Consider the following 15,529-nt stretch of genomic DNA (forward strand, 5'->3'; position numbering starts at 1 on the left):
GTTTTTCCGCCTATCCGAGCCCGGCGTCGGAGCCGGGCAGGTCGATGGGAGCGTCGGCCGGGGTGTCCTCCTCGGAGCCGGCGCCGTCGGCAGCCGCGGCTCCGGGGGACCCGTCGTGGGCGGGGGTCGGACCGGAGCCCTCCCCGCGGGGCAGTTCGACCCCGGCCCACCGGTGGCCGACGGCGCGCAGGTGCACGGTGCGGGAGTCGTCGCGGTGCCGCTCGATCCGGATCTCCAGCCGGTCCTCGGACAGCTCCTCGGCGACGCCCTCGCCCCACTCGATCACGGTGACGGAGTCGGGCAGGGTCATGTCGAGGTCGATGTCGTCGATCTCGTCCGGCCCGCCGAGCCGGTAGGCGTCCACGTGCACGAGGGCGGGGCCGCCCACCAGGGACGGGTGGACGCGGGAGATGACGAAGGTCGGGGAGGTGACCGACCCGCGCACGCCGAGGCCCGCGCCGAGGCCCTGGGTGAGGGTGGTCTTCCCCGCTCCGAGCGGCCCGGACAGGATCAGCAGGTCGCCGGGGCGTGTGAGGGCCGCGAGGTCGCGGCCCAGGGCGCGCATGGCGTCGTCCGTGGCGGCGGTGACCTCGCGGACGGTGGACACGGTGGTTGCTGTCACGTCTGTCATCGGGCTCGCTGCTCGTCGTGGGATGTGGTCGGTCGGTGGCCGGGCGCGCCGGGCCGGGGCGTCACGCCGGGGACGTGTCGGCCCGCGGGCGCCGCCCGCACGGGTTCGGGACCGCCGGGGCGCCCCTGCGTCGGGGCGTGCCGGAAGTGACCTCTTCACCCAGGTTAGGCGGGGTGGGGGGCGTCTGTGACCGGTTCTCGGCGACCGGTCAGGATCCCGCGCCGACGTACTCGCGCGGAACCCGGGCGCCCACCCTGGTGACGATCTCGTACGGGATCGTGTCCAGGACCGCGGCCCAGTCCTGGGCCGTCGGGACCCCCGGGGTCTCCCCCGGGTCGCCGAACAGTACCGCGTACTCGCCGGCCTCCACCCTGTCGTCCCCCACATCGAGAACGAACTGGTCCATGCAGACTGTTCCCGCGATGGTGCGGACGCGGTCCCCGAGGAGCACGGGGCCCTTGTTGGTGGCGGCCCGGGGGACCCCGTCGGCGTAGCCGAGCGGCACCAGGGCCAGGGTGGTCTCGCGGTCGGTGACGTAGCGGTGGCCGTAGGAGACCCCGCTCCCCGCCCCCACGCGCTTGGTGAGGGCGACGCGGGAGCGCAGGGTCATGGCGGGCCGCAATCCGGGCAAGGAGAAATCGGGGATTGGGGACAGGCCGTAACTCGCGATCCCGCCGCGCACGAGATCGAAGCGCGTCTCGGGCAGGGTGAGCAGCGCGGCCGAGTTCGCGATGTGCCGGACCTCGGGGGCCAGGCCGACCTTGTCGGCGATCTCCAGCGCCTCGTGGAAGTTGGAGAGCTGGAGGCCGATCGACGGGTGGCCGGGCTCGTCCGCGCAGGCGAAGTGCGACCAGATCCCGGAGACGCGCAGGTGTCCGTCGTCCTCGGCGCGGGCCGCGGCCTCGGTCAGCTCCGCCCAGTCCGCCGCGCTCACGCCGCCCCGGTTGAGGCCGGTGTCGATCTTGAGCTGGACGCGGGCGGTGCGGCCGAGGCGGCGGGCCTCGGAGACGACCTCGTCCAGGACCGCGCGGTCGCTCACCCCGAGGTCGATGTCGGCACCGACGGCCTCTCCGACGGGTTCGCCCGGGGGGATGATCCAGGCCAGGACCGGGACGGTGATCCCGGCCCGGCGGAGCTGGAGGGCCTCGCCGATGAGGGCCGTGCCCAGCCAGGACGCGCCGCCCGCGATCAGGGCCCGCGCGGCGGGGAGCATCCCGTGCCCGTAGCCGTCGGCCTTGACCACACCCATCAACGGGGTGCCGCCCGCGTGCTCGCGGAGCAGGCGGGCGTTGGAGGTGAGCGCGTCCAGGTCGACGCGGGCGTGCGCGAAGTGAGCCATGTCCCCAGTGTTCCACGTGTGGGAGACCCGTGTGGAGCTGCGGGTATGTGGTCCGCGCCCGGGGCCGGGCGCCTCGGCCGCAGGCTGATTCATGCCGGTTGACCAGGTAACTTGCCGTTTTTCATGGTCACTCGTAGTAAACGGGGGAATGCGGGGTATGACCGGCCTCGAAGCCGTATCAGGGGGTACCGGCATGACCGAGTTCGGAAGAGAACGACCCGTCAACACCACGCGTCTCTGGTCGGGTGGCCTCGCCACCGCGGTCGTCGCGGCTCTGGTGATCTTCGCGGGCGCCCTGGTTTTCCGCGGGGTGTTCGACGTACCGGTGCTCGCACCGGAGGAGGCGGGGAACCTGGGCGACGCGAGCACCGTCGCATACGCGCTCATGGCCGCTGTCGCGGCCCTGCTCGCCACCGCTCTGATGCACCTGCTGCTGCTCTCGGCCCCGAAGGCGGGGACCTTCTTCGCCTGGATCGTCGGTCTGGCGACCGCGATCGCGGCCGTGGCCCCGTTCAGCCAGGGCGACGAGACCGCCAGCCAGGGCGGGACGGCGGTGATCAACCTGGTCACCGGCGTCGTGATCATCACCCTGCTGCGGAGCGTGGGGCGCACCTCCACGCTCAACAGGCGACGGCCCGGCGCGCCCACGACGGCCCAGAGCATGCAGGCCGCGCAGACGCCCGGGGCGACCGTCAGCCCCATCGGGGAGACCCCGCCGCGACCCCGCGAGGACCAGGAACACGTGGTTCCCGCCCACCCCGAGGAGCCTGCCCTGAAGCACGAGGGCATCCTGCCCTCCGTGAGCCAGGAGGAGTACCACCGCACCCAGGTGCGTGCTCAGGACCAGGACGCGGAGGAGGAGCAGGCCAGGGTGGAGCAGATCAGGGAGGAACGGGCCCGCCAGGACCCGAGGACCCTGTAGGCGCCTCCTCCCGAGAGGGACGTGTGGCACGCAGGTGACGAGCAGTGCGCGAGGGGCGGAGCCGACCGGCTCCGCCCCTTCCGCGTGGCCGCTCCCGGCCACACCGGCGTGGCCCGGGACACAGTCCCAGGAGGGTCCCCGGGCCGGTTTCCGCCGGTCGGCCCCCGCCTGACCAGAGCCGATGCCGGCCGGGTTCCCTCAACCCCGTATCCGTGGGCGAATCGTCCCCTCCCGCCCGCTCCCCCGGGTGTCGGTGGAGCACGCTAAAAAGGAACTATGCCTACATTCCGTACGTCGCATCTGTCGAACGGTGAAGGCTCACCGCAGTGGCCGGACCGGTCCGCGAGAAGGCTGTCCCACACCTGGAGAGAGGCGACCGCCCCGTGAGACGCACGACGTTCCCGACGCCCCGGAGCCCGCGCAACCCGCCCGTGTCCGTCGTCGCGGCGCCTCCGGGAGGGGGACCCCGGTGAAGTTCGCCCATGTGTCCCCCGACCACGACGGCGGGACGCCGTCCCCGGGCGCACGGGAACGGGAAGGGGACGAGGATCCGGCCGCGGAACCCTCCGCACCGCTCCACGTCCTCGGGCTCCAACGGACCTCCGAGTACATGCGCCTGCGCGCCCGCACCGACCTCGCGCGGACCCGCCCGGCGCTGAACCGGCTGCTCCACGCCGTCGAGGCCGCCCAGGCCCAGGCCGCCCCTCCGCCCGGCCCCGGCGACGCCGCCGACGCGGAGGTGTTCCGTCCCGAGAGCTTCCGTCCCCGCCCGCAGACCCCGCCCCCGTGACCAGTGACCGGAGGACACCGTGACCGCTTGGAACATTCAGCCGGCAGAGGTCGGCGCCGTGCTCACCACCACCATGTCCTACCTCGGCGAGGAGGGAGGGGGCGAGGGCCTGTTCGGTGACATGGAGACGATCGAGCAGCGTGTCACCTCCCTCAGCACACACATCAACAGCGCCCCCATCGGGATCGCCCTGGGCGAGTTCGCCGGACACTACTTCGGCCTCATGGGCGACATGCTCGCCCTGACCTCCAACGCCGTCCGGCAGACCAGCGAGGCCACCACCGCCTACGTCGAGGGGAACCGGACGATGGCGCTGGAGGCCCAGCAGAACGCGGGCGTCGTGCCCGACCCGCCGCCGCCCCCGCCCGGTCCGGGGAACGCCCAGCTCGTCTGACCCCGACCCGTCCCGCCCTCCCCCTCCCCGGAACCCCCTCCCCCGGAGTACACCTGTGCCCCCAGCACCAGACGTGCCGACCTCGACCACGCCCCTGACCACCGATGAGCAGGTCAGCATGCTCACGGACGGGGACGACAAGATCAGCCCCGCGACCTTCCCCGTCCCCACCGCCTCCCCCGGCTACATCGAGACCCTCGCCGCCGCCCTCCGCACCGCCGGCCAGTCGGTGGCCGACACCGGGAACGACATCGACTCGTCCTGGGGCGCGCTCACGTCCAGCTACAAGGCCCCCGAGGCGGACGAGCTCTACACGGTCCTGGGCCCCGTGGCCCGTGACGGCGACGATGTCCTGACCGGTCTGAACAACGCCGCGAACGCGCTGGAGAACTTCGCCGAGGACCTGCGCGGCATCAAGAGGCGCTGGAACTCCCTGCGCACCGAGGCCTACGCGTTCCGGGCCCGCATCGACGCCAAGGGCGACGACTGGCGCGACGCCGAAGGCGTGGCCGGTTTCTTCGGCATCGGCGAGAGCCCCGACGTGGAGGAGAACAGCCGCCTCATCAGCGAGGGCACCGGCATCATCGAGGACTACGAGGCGGCCGAGCGCGACTGCGCCAACCAGATCAACCACTACGTCCCCGACCGCACCGGGTTCGAGGCGATGCCCTCCGGCGGCGGCGAGCTGGACCCCGACGTGTTCTACCACGGGTACGAGGACAGCCTGTCGGACCTGGCCACCGAGTGGGACATGGGCGGGGCCACCACCGACGAGCACTGGTGGGTCGACGCCGGGGCAGCGGTGTGGGACTTCGGGGTCGGAGCGGTCGAGGGCACCGGGGCGATGCTGGGCATGCACAGCTCCGAGGGGTGGTTCCAGGCGTCCTGGGGCGACGCCCTGTGGGAGTACCACGAGGGCAACGTCCAGTCCGTGGCCTCCCTGGTGGGCATGTACGACGGCGAGTCCGACAGCTGGGGCTGGGCCGGCGGGGACGCGCTCGGCTCGGCGTGGAAGGACCTGGCCCACTCGGTGGTGCCCTGGGAGGAGTGGGGTGAGCGCCCCGGGTACGTCATCGGCACCGCCGCGCTCAACATCGTCGCGATGGTCGGCGGCGCCGCCCTGACCGCGACGGGCGTGGGCTCGGTCGTGGGCGTGCCGCTGATGGCCTGGCGCGGTATGGCCATCGTCGACGGGATGGGTGGACGCGGCGGCGGCGCGGACTCCGGTTCGGGCACGGACGTGGACGTGGACCTGCCCCCAGGGATCCCCAACTACGGGGGCGCGCACTCCCCGATCGCGAGCCTGGACGCGAGCTCCTTCGACCGGGGCGACTACAGCCCGGCGCAGTGGACGGAGCTCCAGACCCACCTGGACCGGTGGGCGTCCGCCTCCGACAGCGGCGGGGAGTCCTCGGAGACCGGCGGCCGTCCCGGTGCGCCGGGCCGTCCCGCGCAGCCGAGGAACGACCGCGACGGGCAGGACCCGGCCCCGCCGGTCGATCCCACCGCCCAGCAGCTGGCCGACAGCGAGGCGTTCTTCGACATCGTGGAGCAGCCGGAGCTGGCCGAGGTCGACCGCGCGGCCGATCGGGACAACCGGCAGCGGATCGTGGAGGTCGCGCGGGATTCCCAGACCGACCCGAACGGCCCCAGGGGCTCCGAGGAGGGTCACTGGACCGCGGCCGAGCTCTTCGACGGCCCCGAGGGCGCCGGCGACCGGGTCCCCGCCGGTGTGGGAGGGCGGGGCGACGACACCCTGACCGCCGGGCGCGACGTCCCCGTGTCGCCCCCCGACCGGACGGTGAACCTGGCCGACAGCACCGGCCGCGGATCCGACGGCGACCGGGTGGGGGAACGGGACCCGCGTACCGACCAGGATGCGCGGAACCTGCACGGGGACGGCCCCGAGGACCGGCGCGACGCGCCGAACGACCGGCACGGGGCCGACATGCGGGACCGGACCCCGGACGTCCGCAACAGCGCCGACGGCGGCGACCCGCCCAGGCGCACCCCCTCCGGCGGGGACCGTGTCGACGCCCGTATCGATGCCCGGACGTCCCCCCTGGACCCGAGCGGCAGGAGCGACACGGACGGGTCGTCCTCGGATTCCAGGACGCACAACGACGGGCACGACGGTGTGTCCGCCCGCCCGGCCTCCGGTCCCGACTCTCCCGATCCCCAACGCGACGGCAGCGACGGCAGCGACGGCAGCAACGATGCCGATTCACGCTCGTCCTCCGCTGATAATGGGCCGGATGGTCGGCAGGAAGAGCCGCTTCCCGTACCCAAGACACGGGAGGAGGCACAGGCGAGGGCCCGCGAGATCCTCGGCACCATGGACCTCGGCACCGGTACCGACTTCAGGGACAACTTCGTCGACCTCGTCAACGACAAGAAGTACGGAGCGCTTCTGGAAAGGGCCTTCTACAACACCCTCGGCCACAGGTACAGGGAGGGTCTCAGCATCAATGGGCAGCCGATCCCCAGTCTCACAAGGGCCGACACAGGTGATCCATGGATCGCCAGGGACGCCCTTCCTCCGCCCGAGCCTCCCTTCTATCTCCCTGGAGAGATTAAGGGCACCCGAGCAGGCATAACGATCCAAGTCCTTCGGAACCTGGACAGGTTTGCCAATCTCCGTCAAATTTCCCTGGATGCTTACAACCCTCTGAACAGGATCGTCCAGGGACTCAAGGCGAAGTATGCGAACACCCCTTCAAGTTCCGTCAACCAGGAACTCGCAAGGGCTCGTGAAATCCGGAAGCCCATGGGGAGGATGAGGACCCGCCTCACTGAGAGGTTCGGCGACAAGTCCGCCGAACAGGCGGTGAGAGACACCTTCAACGGATCCGAGGTAACTTTTGAAGAACCCTTGAGGAATCCAGACGGGAAACCTGTCAAGGACTCCGAGGGCAAGGCGGTCACCACCACGTGGCGGGGCACTCTTCCGGAACTGGCAGAAAGCAAGCCCGGAAGGCCGAACCCCATTCCAGTCAGCGATAACGCCCCCAAGAACGGCAACCACCAGTTCGACCAGATCTGGCGAACCGCCGACGGCGGGCTCGTTATCGTGGAGGCCAAGAGCAGCCTCGACACCGGTCTCAACGAACGAACCATCAAAACTGCCGACGGACCCAAGCGGGTCCAACAGGGGACGCGGGAGTACTTCAACGATATCCTGAAGAGAATGATCAAACGAGGAGGCGAGGAGCTAGAGCTCGCCCTGGAGATCCAGGACATGATGATCGAGAGCCCGGAAAAACTCCACTATGTAGAAGCGAAGGGCGATCCAGATAAATCCGGGAAATACAGGGGGAATTCTATGAGATTCTTTGACATCCGAGAGGAAGAAGAATGACCGTGCACATCCCCAGCCACGATCTCTCCCATCGAACAGATCCAGGCCATCGGGAAAGAAGCAAAGCAACACGTGAGAAGTATTCTTTGTTCCTCGAGTCGAAACCATCAGGTGTCGACGTCATGGTGGGAACCTTGCACATCGACGTGATGTTCAGTACCGCGGTCGACCCCGAGGTCTCACTCCTGGAGACCTGGGAAACCTGGACCGCCGACATGCAGATGCACCACGCCCTGTTCGCAGTGCAAACCAACCCTAGAGACACCGAACTCGAGCTGATGGTCAACCATAGGCTTCGGCGGACCAGGGCGACCGGCCCCAAGACCTCTACAAATGCGAGCAATTGGACGACTGCCTTCTTCCTCGCCGTGGTGTGCCGCGACCAGAAGCGCTACCGGGAACTGTGCGAGATACCGGTCGACCTGCTTCGTGAAGCAGGCGAGAGAAAGGGCACCCGGTACAACCCCTTCACCTACCACTGGATCTCCGCTCTCCAGAATTTCGTCCTTAACCGTCCTGGCCTGGGAGAAGAACTCATGGCCGCCATGGAACTGTCCACCCCCGAACGGGTCGACTTCGGCGACACGGAGAGCCTCGACAAACTTGTCTTCCCCCCCATGAACGCCCTCCTCCGCCTGGTGGAGCGTGACAGCGCCAAGTTCAACGAAGCCCTGGCCCAAGGTCTGGCACTGCACGGTGATTACTACACGGCCGACGCAGAACGGGCCGAGGACATCGAGGGCGTGGTCCCCCTCGGCCTCCTGGCCATGGCGTGCCTGGCCTACGACACCGCGGAACAGGACCCCGACTTCCGGCTCGAGGTCGAGTCCGGGTACCTGCCCAAGCACCTCGTCCAGCGCAGCTGGTACGGCGAGTTCCCCACGTAGAGTCTTGTACACCACGTGGACATGGCCTCCGCTCGGACAGCCCTGCCATCACTCCTGCGCAGACAATTCCCGCCCGCATCGGGCGCGAACTGTTACCAATCATTAACCGATAAAGCGGACACCCACTGACGGATGCCAAGGAAAAAGCGCAACCTGGAACAGCGATCACATTCCATCAAGCTCATCCAATGGAGCAATTCGAGTACAGAAAGAAGATCACAGGCCCGTCTTGTCCAGGAGTACCTTAGGCGATCAGCGCTCTGGACCCTGGAGCTCCGGACGGGTCCCTGGCCCTTCTACGACATCGCAGACCGCATCAATCCGGACATTCGCGCCCCCGAGCCCCTTGTTGACGAAGTCGTCGAAAGCATGTCAGGGGCAGGAAACTACTTTGTGCTGCACACGGTCAAGTGGTCGCTTCACTTCTCCGCACTGAAGGACCACGGGCTCGACACGACCAAGATCCCCGACCCCTTCACTCCACTCCTCCTCATGTACACGAGGGGAGGGATGGTCAACCGGGACTCGACCGGCTTCATCGAGGTCGACGGCCTTTCCTTCCGCCTCGGGAGCGTCGAAAAAGCCGCAACGAGGAAACCTCTGGCCTCCCTTGACGAAAAAACGCTCCAGGAGATAGACGAAAAAGGTTGGCCGGATCGCGCGGCACAGCCGCCCCAGCGCTGACCTCCGACCAGGCTCTTGGCCGGACCTGGACAGATTTCCTCCCGACCGTCCGAACGATCCCCCGTACCGGCTGCGGGCGTCTCCGGACCGATCCCCGTCCCGGAGCCGGGCCTCCGGTCAGCCGTTGACGAGGGTGTCGGCGTGGCGGGGGCTCAGGCAGTGCTCGATGACCATGACGGCCGCGCCGACCACGCCCGCGCCCTCCCCGGCCCGGGAGGAGACGATGCTCAGGTGCTCGGTGGCCAGGGGCAGTGAGCGCTGGTAGATGATCTCGCGGACCCCGGCGAGGAGGTGGTCGCCCGCGAGGGCGAGCGCGCCGCCGATCACGATGACCGACGGGTTGAACATGTTGACGGAGGCGGCGAGGACCTCTCCGATGTCGCGCCCGGCCTGGCGCAGGGCGCGCAGTGCGGGGACCGACCCGTTGCGGGAGAGCTCCACGACGTCGCGGGCCCCCGACGCCGGGACGCCCGCCCCGGTGAGCGCGGCGGCCAGGGCCGCGCCGCTGGCGACGGCCTCCAGGCAGCCGGTGTTGCCGCAGCGGCAGGGCTTGTCGCCGCCGCTGGGCACGTGGATGTGCCCCATGTCCCCGGCGGCCCCCTGTGCGCCCCGGTAGACGCTGCCCTCGCTGACGATGCCGCAGCCGATGCCGGTGGCGACCTTGACGAACATGAGGTGGCTGGCGTCCGGCCAGGCGGTGTGGTGCTCGCCGATCGCCATGATGTTGACGTCGTTGTCCACCAGGACCGGCACGTCGAGCCGGCCGCGCACGTGGCCGGGCACGTCGAAGTTGTCCCAGCCCGGCATGATCGGCGGGTTGACGGCGCGCCCGGTGGAGTGCTGGACGGGGCCGGGCAGGCCGATCCCCAGGCCGAGGAGTTCGCCGACCCCGCGGCCCGCCCCCTCGAGCAGGTCCCTGCCGTTGCCGACGACCCAGTCCAGGACGGTCTCGGGCCCCAGCGCTATGTCCAGGTCGGCGCGCTCCTCGGCCAGCACGGTCCCCGACATGTCCGTGAGCGCGAGGCGGGCGTGGGTGGCGCCGAGGTCGGCGGCGAGGACGACGCGGGCCCCGGGTCGGAACGAGAAGGTCGTCGGGGGCCGGCCGCCGGTCGAGACGGCCTCGCCCGCGGGGCCGATGAGCCCGCTGGCGAGCAGGGCGTCCACGCGCTGGGTGACGGTCGAGCGGGCCAGGCCGGTCACCGAGGCCAGTTCCGAGCGGGTGCGCGGCCGGCCGTCCCGCAGGAGCCGGAGCAGGGTTCCCGCACCGGGTGCGGCGGTCGGGGCGGCAGCGGCGAGCAGGTCCGTCACGCCTCGACTCCCCGGGTCAGTGAGCGCGTCTTCCGTCATGCGAACAGTGAAGCACAGGACTCCGGGCCACCCGGACCGACTCTAATGTTCCCACGTCAGTCAACTTCTGCTTGACGATCGACATAAGTCGGGCGTACTGTTCGCCGCATGTCAGTGAGAAAGGTCACAAGCCTGGGTGAGACAGTCGAACCCGGTACGACCACGCCCAACGCCTACCGCGCCGCGGTGATCGGCACCGGCTTCATGGGACGGGTCCACTCCCACGCCGTCCGTGCCTCCGGCGGCGAGGTCGTCGGGGTCGCGGGCTCCTCGCCGGCCAAGGCGGAGGGGTTCCGGCTCGCCAACGGCATCGCCCACGCGCACGCCGACGCCCTCGAACTCATCCACCGCGAGGACGTGGACGTCGTCCACGTCTGCACCCCCAACCACCTCCACGCCCCGCTGAGCCTGGCGGCCCTCGCCGCCGGGAAGCACGTCGTCTGCGAGAAGCCCCTCGCCACCGACGCCGACACCGCGAAGAGCCTCGTGGCCGCCGCGCGGGAGGCCGACCGGGTCGCCGTGGTGCCCTTCACCTACCGCTTCCACCCCATGGCCCGCGAGGCCCGCGCCCTGGTCGCCTCCGGGTCGATCGGCCGCGTCAGCCTCGCCCACGGCGGCTACCTCCAGGACTGGCTCCTCTACCCGGAGGAGGACAACTGGCGGGTCGACCCGGAGATCGGCGGGCCCACCAGGGCCTTCGGCGACATCGGTTCGCACTGGTGCGACATGCTGGAGTTCGTCACCGGCGACCGCATCGCGACCGTGTGCGCCCAGACCTCCCGCGTCAACGACACCCGGGACGGCCGCCCCGTCGCCACCGAGGACCTGGTGTCCTTCCAGTTCTCCACGGCCGGCGGCACCATCGGCAGCGCGGTGATCAGCCAGGTCTCCCCCGGCCGCAAGAACCAGCTGGTCCTGGAGGTCTCCGGCACCGAGGGCTCCCTGGCCTTCGACCAGGAGCGGCCGGAGACCCTCTGGGCGGGCAGCCGCGGCCGCACGGGGACCATCACCCGCGACGACCCGGCGCTGAGCGCCGACGCCGCCCGCCTGGTCACCGTCCCGGTCGGCCACCCCCAGGGCTACCAGGACTGCTTCAACGCGCTCGTCCGCGACACGGGCGCGGCCATCGCGGGGCAGGCCCCGGAGGGCCTTCCCGTGTTCGCCGACGGCCTGCGCGCCGCCGTCATCGCCGAGGCCGTCATGGCCTCCGCGCGGGAGCGCCGCTGGGTCGACGTCCCGGAGGTGGACGCGGTATGACCGCCTCCCCGCCGCCCGGCCCCGCGTCCCCCGCTCCACCTCCCCCGGCCCCCGCGGAACCCCTCCTGCGGATGCGGGGGATCACCAAGTCCTTCCTCGGCGTGCGCGTGCTGCACGGCATCGACCTGGACCTGTACCCGGGGGAGGTGCACGCCCTCGTCGGGGAGAACGGCGCCGGCAAGTCCACCCTGATGAAGGTGCTGGCCGGGGTGCACCGGGCGGACTCGGGCACCGTCGAGCTGGCCGGGTCGCGCGTCTCCTTCGAGCACCCCGTGCAGGCCCAGCGCGCCGGGGTGGCCACGGTCTTCCAGGAGTTCAACCTCCTCCCCGAGCGCACCGTCGCCGAGAACGTGTTCCTCGGCCGCGAGCCTCGCCGCAGGGGCCTCGTGGACGGCCGCGCCATGGAGCGGGCCACCGCCGCGCTGCTCGCCGACCTCGACCTGGAGGGCATCGCCCCCTGGACCAGGGTCCGGTCCCTGTCGGTGGCCGAGCAGCAGATCGTGGAGATCGTCAAGGCGCTGTCGCACGACGCGCGCATCATCTCGATGGACGAGCCGACGGCGGCGCTGGCCGACCACGAGGTGGAGGTCCTGTACCGGATCATCGGCCGCCTGCGCGAGCGCGGCGTGGCGGTCCTCTACGTGTCGCACCGCATGAAGGAGATCTTCGACCTGGCCGCCACCATCACCGTCCTCAAGGACGGCGACCTGGTGGAGACGGTCCCGGCGGAGGGGATCGGGCCCGCGGAGCTGGTGCGCCGGATGGTCGGCCGACCGGTGTCGTCGGTCTTCCCCGAGCGCCTGGAGCCCCGCGGCGACCGCGTCGGCGAGGTCAGGCTCTCGGTCAGGGGCGGGGGCAACAGCCAGCTGGACGGGATCGGGTTCGAGGTGCGCGGCGGGGAGATCCTGGGGCTCGGGGGCCTCCAGGGCAGCGGCCGCACCGAGGTCGCCCACGCCCTGTTCGGCATCGCCCGCTTCACCCGCGGCGAGGTCGCCGTGGACGGCAGGCGGATCGATCCCCGCTCCCCGCGCCGGGCGGTGCGCGCCGGGCTGGTCCTGGTGACCGAGGACCGCAAGGCGCAGGGACTGGCGCTGAACCAGTCCGTCACCGCCAACGGCCGCCTCGTCCTGGACGCGGTCCTGCCGTTCGGGTCGGCCCGCCGGGTCCGGCGGCTGCCCGGCATCCTCTCCTCCCTGGAGCTGGTGACGCGCGGCGGCAACGACCAGGAGGTCCGGTACCTGTCGGGGGGCAACCAGCAGAAGGTGGTCCTGGCCAAGTGGCTGGCCACCGAACCCGGCGTGATCGTCCTCGACGAGCCCACCCGCGGCATCGACGTGGGCGCCAAGCAGGCCGTCTACCGGCTGATGCGCGAGCTCGCGGCGTCCGGGGCGGCGATCTTGCTGATCTCCTCCGAACTCCCCGAGCTGATCGGGATGGCCGACCGGCTGGTCGTCCTGGCGGACGGGCGGATCGCGGGCGAGCTCCCCGGGGGGTCGACCGAGGAGGCCGTGATGGCCATGGCCACCGGTTCCCACGGCGACCCGCGGTCGGACGCCCCGGCCGCCGGGGACCCCCGCGTCGCGGCCCCGCTCTCCGGCGGCGCCGCGGCCGATCCCCGCTCCGGCGACGGTGCCGGCCGGGCCGCCGGCCCCGGCCGCCGCCCCGAGAACGACCTCGGCTCCGGCCCTCCCCCCGGCGCCGTGCGCCACACCGACAGCGGCAGCGGTCCCGGCCCCGACAGCGGCGGCGGCTCCCCCGCACGGCACGAGGAGGCCGCACCGTGACACGCGCCACCACCTCCGTCCGGGGCCTGTGGTCCCGGCTCGGCACCACGGGCCCGGTCTACCTGGCCCTGGTGCTGCTGCTCGCGGCGAGCGCCGTCTACGTCGCCACGCGCGGCGGCAACCTGTTCACCACCGCCAACACGGTCGACCTGTTCACCCGCAGCAGCCTGCTCGGGTTCCTGGCCATCGGCCAGACCCTCGTCATCCTGTGCCGGTCCCTCGACCTGTCGGTCGGCTACGTCGCCGCGCTCTCCACGGTGGTCGCGGCGACCACCATGGCGGGCGACCCCTCCCGGATCCTGCTCGGCGTCGGGGCGGCCCTGGGCCTGGCCGCGCTGATCGGCCTGGCCAACGGCCTCGTGGTGACCCGGCTGCGGGTCAACCCGTTCATCACCACGCTGGGGATGGGGTTGATCATCAAGGGCTACCTGGACACCAACTTCCAGGGCCCCGCCGGGGCGATCCCCGCCGCCTTCCAGACCTTCGGCTACACGCGGATCGGCGTCCTGCCGGTCTCCACCCTCGTCATGCTGGGCCTCGCCGCGGCCGCCGTGCTGTTCCTGCACCGCACCCGCACGGGCTACCACATGTACGCGGTCGGCGGCGACGCCGAGGTCGCGCGGCTCTCCGGCGTCCGCGCCGGGATCCCCACCGTCACCGCGCACGTGGTGTGCTCCGTCACCGCCGGGGTGGCGGGCCTGCTGCTGGCCGCCAGGTTCGGCACGGGCAGCGCCACCGTCTACGGCAACGGCTACGAGCTGGAGGCCATCGCCGCCGTCGTCCTGGGCGGCACCTACCTGCTCGGCGGGCGGGGAGGCGTGGCCGGGACGATCGCCGGGGTGTTCATCCTCGCCACGCTCGACACGGTGTTCAACGTCCTGGGCGTCGACCCGTTCGTCAAGGACGTGATGCGCGGCGTGATCGTCATCGCCGCCGTCGCCGTCTACGCCCGGGGCAGGCACTCGCGTGCCGCCGTCCGGGTCCGCTTCCCCTCCGGCGGCGCCCCGCCGCCGCCCGCCCCCGATCCCGGGCCCCGACCCGAGCCGGAACCCCTGGGAGGCCGCCGATGACCTCGCCCACGACCGCTCCCCCCGCACCCCGCGGACGCGTCCCGGGCGCGCTCGCGGCGCTGGGCCGGGGAGGCGCCCCGACCGTCGCCCTGCTGCTGGCGCTGATCTTCGCGGTCATCGCCACCCAGAACCCGTCGTTCTTCGAGGGCCCGCCGCTGATGGCGTTCGCCAAGAAGGCCGCACCGCTGGTGATCCTCGCGATCGGCCAGTACCTCGTGATCGTCTCCGGCGAGTTCGACCTCTCGGTCGGCTCGCTGGTCGGGGCCCAGGTGGTGATCGCGGCCCGCCTCATCGACGGGGAGGAGGCCATGACCCTGCCGGTGATCGGCGTGATGCTGGCCTTCGGCCTGCTGGTCGGCCTGGTCAACGGCCTCGTCACGACCCTGCTGAGGGTGCCCTCGATCATCACCACCCTGGGCACGATGCTCATCCTGTTCGGGGCCGTCCGGTACTGGACCGGGGGCGCGCCCACCGGCGCCCTGTCGGAGGCCTTCCGCGTCCCCGGCCGGGGCGGCGTCGAGGACCTGCCCTTCCTCGGCCAGCTCCCGTGGGCGCTGGTGATCGCGGCCGTCATCGCCGTCGCCGGGGTGCTCCTGATGCGCTCGCCCTACGGCCGCTCCCTCATCGCGACCGGCGACAACGACGTCGCCGCGGCGTTCTCCGGGGTGCGGGTGTGGCGGGTGCGCACGCTGGCCTTCGTCGGCTCCTCCCTCCTGGCCACCGTCGCCGCGGTCCTCATCGGCGGGTACGCCGGGGTCACGGCGCAGGTCGGGCAGGGCCTGGAGTTCACCGCCATCACCGCCGTCGTCCTGGGCGGGGTGGTCCTGGGCGGAGGCCGCGGCACGGTGGTCGCCGCCGTCCTGGGCGCCGTCACCGTGGAGGCGCTGTTCACCCTGTTCAACCAGCTCTACCTGCCCTCGACGATCCAGCCGACGGTGCAGGGAGTCATCATCATCGCCGCGGTGGCCTATGCGGCCCGCCGGGGCGACCTTCGACTGCCGGAGCGCCTGCGACGGCGACCGGACCATCCGACCGAGCGGCCGCTCGGCACTTCCAGGAGGTAACC

At 71.3% G+C, this 15,529-nt stretch carries 12 protein-coding genes and 1 pseudogene; 10 read left to right on the forward strand and 3 right to left on the reverse strand.

What is annotated here, in order from left to right:
- Positions 1-133 precede the first annotated feature (133 nt).
- Positions 134-631, reverse strand: a pseudogene (gene tsaE / locus ACFQBR_RS19355) (tRNA (adenosine(37)-N6)-threonylcarbamoyltransferase complex ATPase subunit type 1 TsaE); the annotation flags it as partial.
- A gap of 208 nt (positions 632-839) precedes the next feature.
- Complete coding sequence (alr, locus tag ACFQBR_RS19360) at positions 840-1,970, reverse strand: alanine racemase (protein ID WP_267948064.1); 1,131 nt, start codon at positions 1,968-1,970, stop codon at positions 840-842.
- Between the two features lie 193 nt (positions 1,971-2,163).
- Here alr and ACFQBR_RS19365 point away from each other — a divergent pair, with 193 nt between their 5' ends.
- From ACFQBR_RS19365 to ACFQBR_RS19390, 6 genes are all read left to right on the forward strand, one after another.
- Positions 2,164-2,892: a DUF6069 family protein gene (locus ACFQBR_RS19365; RefSeq protein ID WP_267948063.1), complete on the forward strand. Its 729-nt coding sequence runs from the start codon at positions 2,164-2,166 to the stop codon at positions 2,890-2,892.
- A 469-nt stretch (positions 2,893-3,361) separates the two neighbouring features.
- Positions 3,362-3,682 (forward strand): hypothetical protein, encoded by a 321-nt coding sequence (locus ACFQBR_RS19370; RefSeq protein WP_267948062.1) that lies wholly within the window; start codon positions 3,362-3,364, stop codon positions 3,680-3,682.
- 19 nt (positions 3,683-3,701) lie between these two features.
- Positions 3,702-4,076, forward strand: coding sequence for a DUF6507 family protein (locus tag ACFQBR_RS19375; RefSeq protein WP_267948061.1), 375 nt, complete (start codon positions 3,702-3,704; stop codon positions 4,074-4,076).
- Positions 4,077-4,131: 55 nt separating this feature from the next.
- Positions 4,132-7,434, forward strand: coding sequence for a hypothetical protein (locus tag ACFQBR_RS19380; RefSeq protein WP_344180047.1), 3,303 nt, complete (start codon positions 4,132-4,134; stop codon positions 7,432-7,434).
- Between the two features lie 122 nt (positions 7,435-7,556).
- Entirely contained in the window at positions 7,557-8,321 is a 765-nt protein-coding gene (locus ACFQBR_RS19385; RefSeq protein ID WP_344180044.1) for an immunity 49 family protein, read from the forward strand.
- A 132-nt stretch (positions 8,322-8,453) separates the two neighbouring features.
- Complete coding sequence (locus ACFQBR_RS19390) at positions 8,454-9,005, forward strand: hypothetical protein (protein WP_344180041.1); 552 nt, start codon at positions 8,454-8,456, stop codon at positions 9,003-9,005.
- Between the two features lie 117 nt (positions 9,006-9,122).
- Here ACFQBR_RS19390 and ACFQBR_RS19395 read toward each other — a convergent pair whose 3' ends face one another.
- Positions 9,123-10,352 (reverse strand): ROK family transcriptional regulator, encoded by a 1,230-nt coding sequence (locus ACFQBR_RS19395; RefSeq protein WP_344180038.1) that lies wholly within the window; start codon positions 10,350-10,352, stop codon positions 9,123-9,125.
- A 114-nt stretch (positions 10,353-10,466) separates the two neighbouring features.
- On the opposite strand from ACFQBR_RS19395, the gene ACFQBR_RS19400 reads away from it, so the two are divergent.
- The 4 genes from ACFQBR_RS19400 to ACFQBR_RS19415 all read left to right on the forward strand — a co-directional run bounded on the left by ACFQBR_RS19400 (position 10,467) and on the right by ACFQBR_RS19415 (position 15,527).
- Positions 10,467-11,609: a Gfo/Idh/MocA family protein gene (locus ACFQBR_RS19400; RefSeq protein WP_344180104.1), complete on the forward strand. Its 1,143-nt coding sequence runs from the start codon at positions 10,467-10,469 to the stop codon at positions 11,607-11,609.
- Positions 11,610-11,680: 71 nt separating this feature from the next.
- Positions 11,681-13,393: a sugar ABC transporter ATP-binding protein gene (locus ACFQBR_RS19405; RefSeq protein WP_344180102.1), complete on the forward strand. Its 1,713-nt coding sequence runs from the start codon at positions 11,681-11,683 to the stop codon at positions 13,391-13,393.
- Complete coding sequence (locus tag ACFQBR_RS19410) at positions 13,390-14,463, forward strand: ABC transporter permease (RefSeq protein WP_344180036.1); 1,074 nt, start codon at positions 13,390-13,392, stop codon at positions 14,461-14,463. Before ACFQBR_RS19405 ends, ACFQBR_RS19410 begins: the two co-directional genes overlap by 4 nt.
- Complete coding sequence (locus tag ACFQBR_RS19415) at positions 14,460-15,527, forward strand: ABC transporter permease (protein WP_267948056.1); 1,068 nt, start codon at positions 14,460-14,462, stop codon at positions 15,525-15,527. The genes ACFQBR_RS19410 and ACFQBR_RS19415 overlap by 4 nt, the downstream gene beginning before the upstream one ends.
- Positions 15,528-15,529 lie beyond the last annotated feature (2 nt).

This window comes from Nocardiopsis tropica (genome assembly GCF_042660575.1).
In the GTDB taxonomy this organism is placed as follows: Bacteria; Actinomycetota; Actinomycetes; order Streptosporangiales; family Streptosporangiaceae; genus Nocardiopsis; species Nocardiopsis tropica.

Coding starts and splice junctions, on each gene's coding strand:
- ACFQBR_RS19415 (WP_267948056.1), top strand. CDS start 14,460: ATGACCTCGCCCACGACCGCTCCCCCCGCACCCCGCGGACGCGTCCCG.
- ACFQBR_RS19395 (WP_344180038.1), bottom strand. CDS start 10,352: ATGACGGAAGACGCGCTCACTGACCCGGGGAGTCGAGGCGTGACGGAC.
- ACFQBR_RS19385 (WP_344180044.1), top strand. CDS start 7,557: ATGGTGGGAACCTTGCACATCGACGTGATGTTCAGTACCGCGGTCGAC.
- ACFQBR_RS19365 (WP_267948063.1), top strand. CDS start 2,164: ATGACCGAGTTCGGAAGAGAACGACCCGTCAACACCACGCGTCTCTGG.
- ACFQBR_RS19390 (WP_344180041.1), top strand. CDS start 8,454: ATGCCAAGGAAAAAGCGCAACCTGGAACAGCGATCACATTCCATCAAG.
- ACFQBR_RS19405 (WP_344180102.1), top strand. CDS start 11,681: ATGCGGGGGATCACCAAGTCCTTCCTCGGCGTGCGCGTGCTGCACGGC.
- alr (WP_267948064.1), bottom strand. CDS start 1,970: ATGGCTCACTTCGCGCACGCCCGCGTCGACCTGGACGCGCTCACCTCC.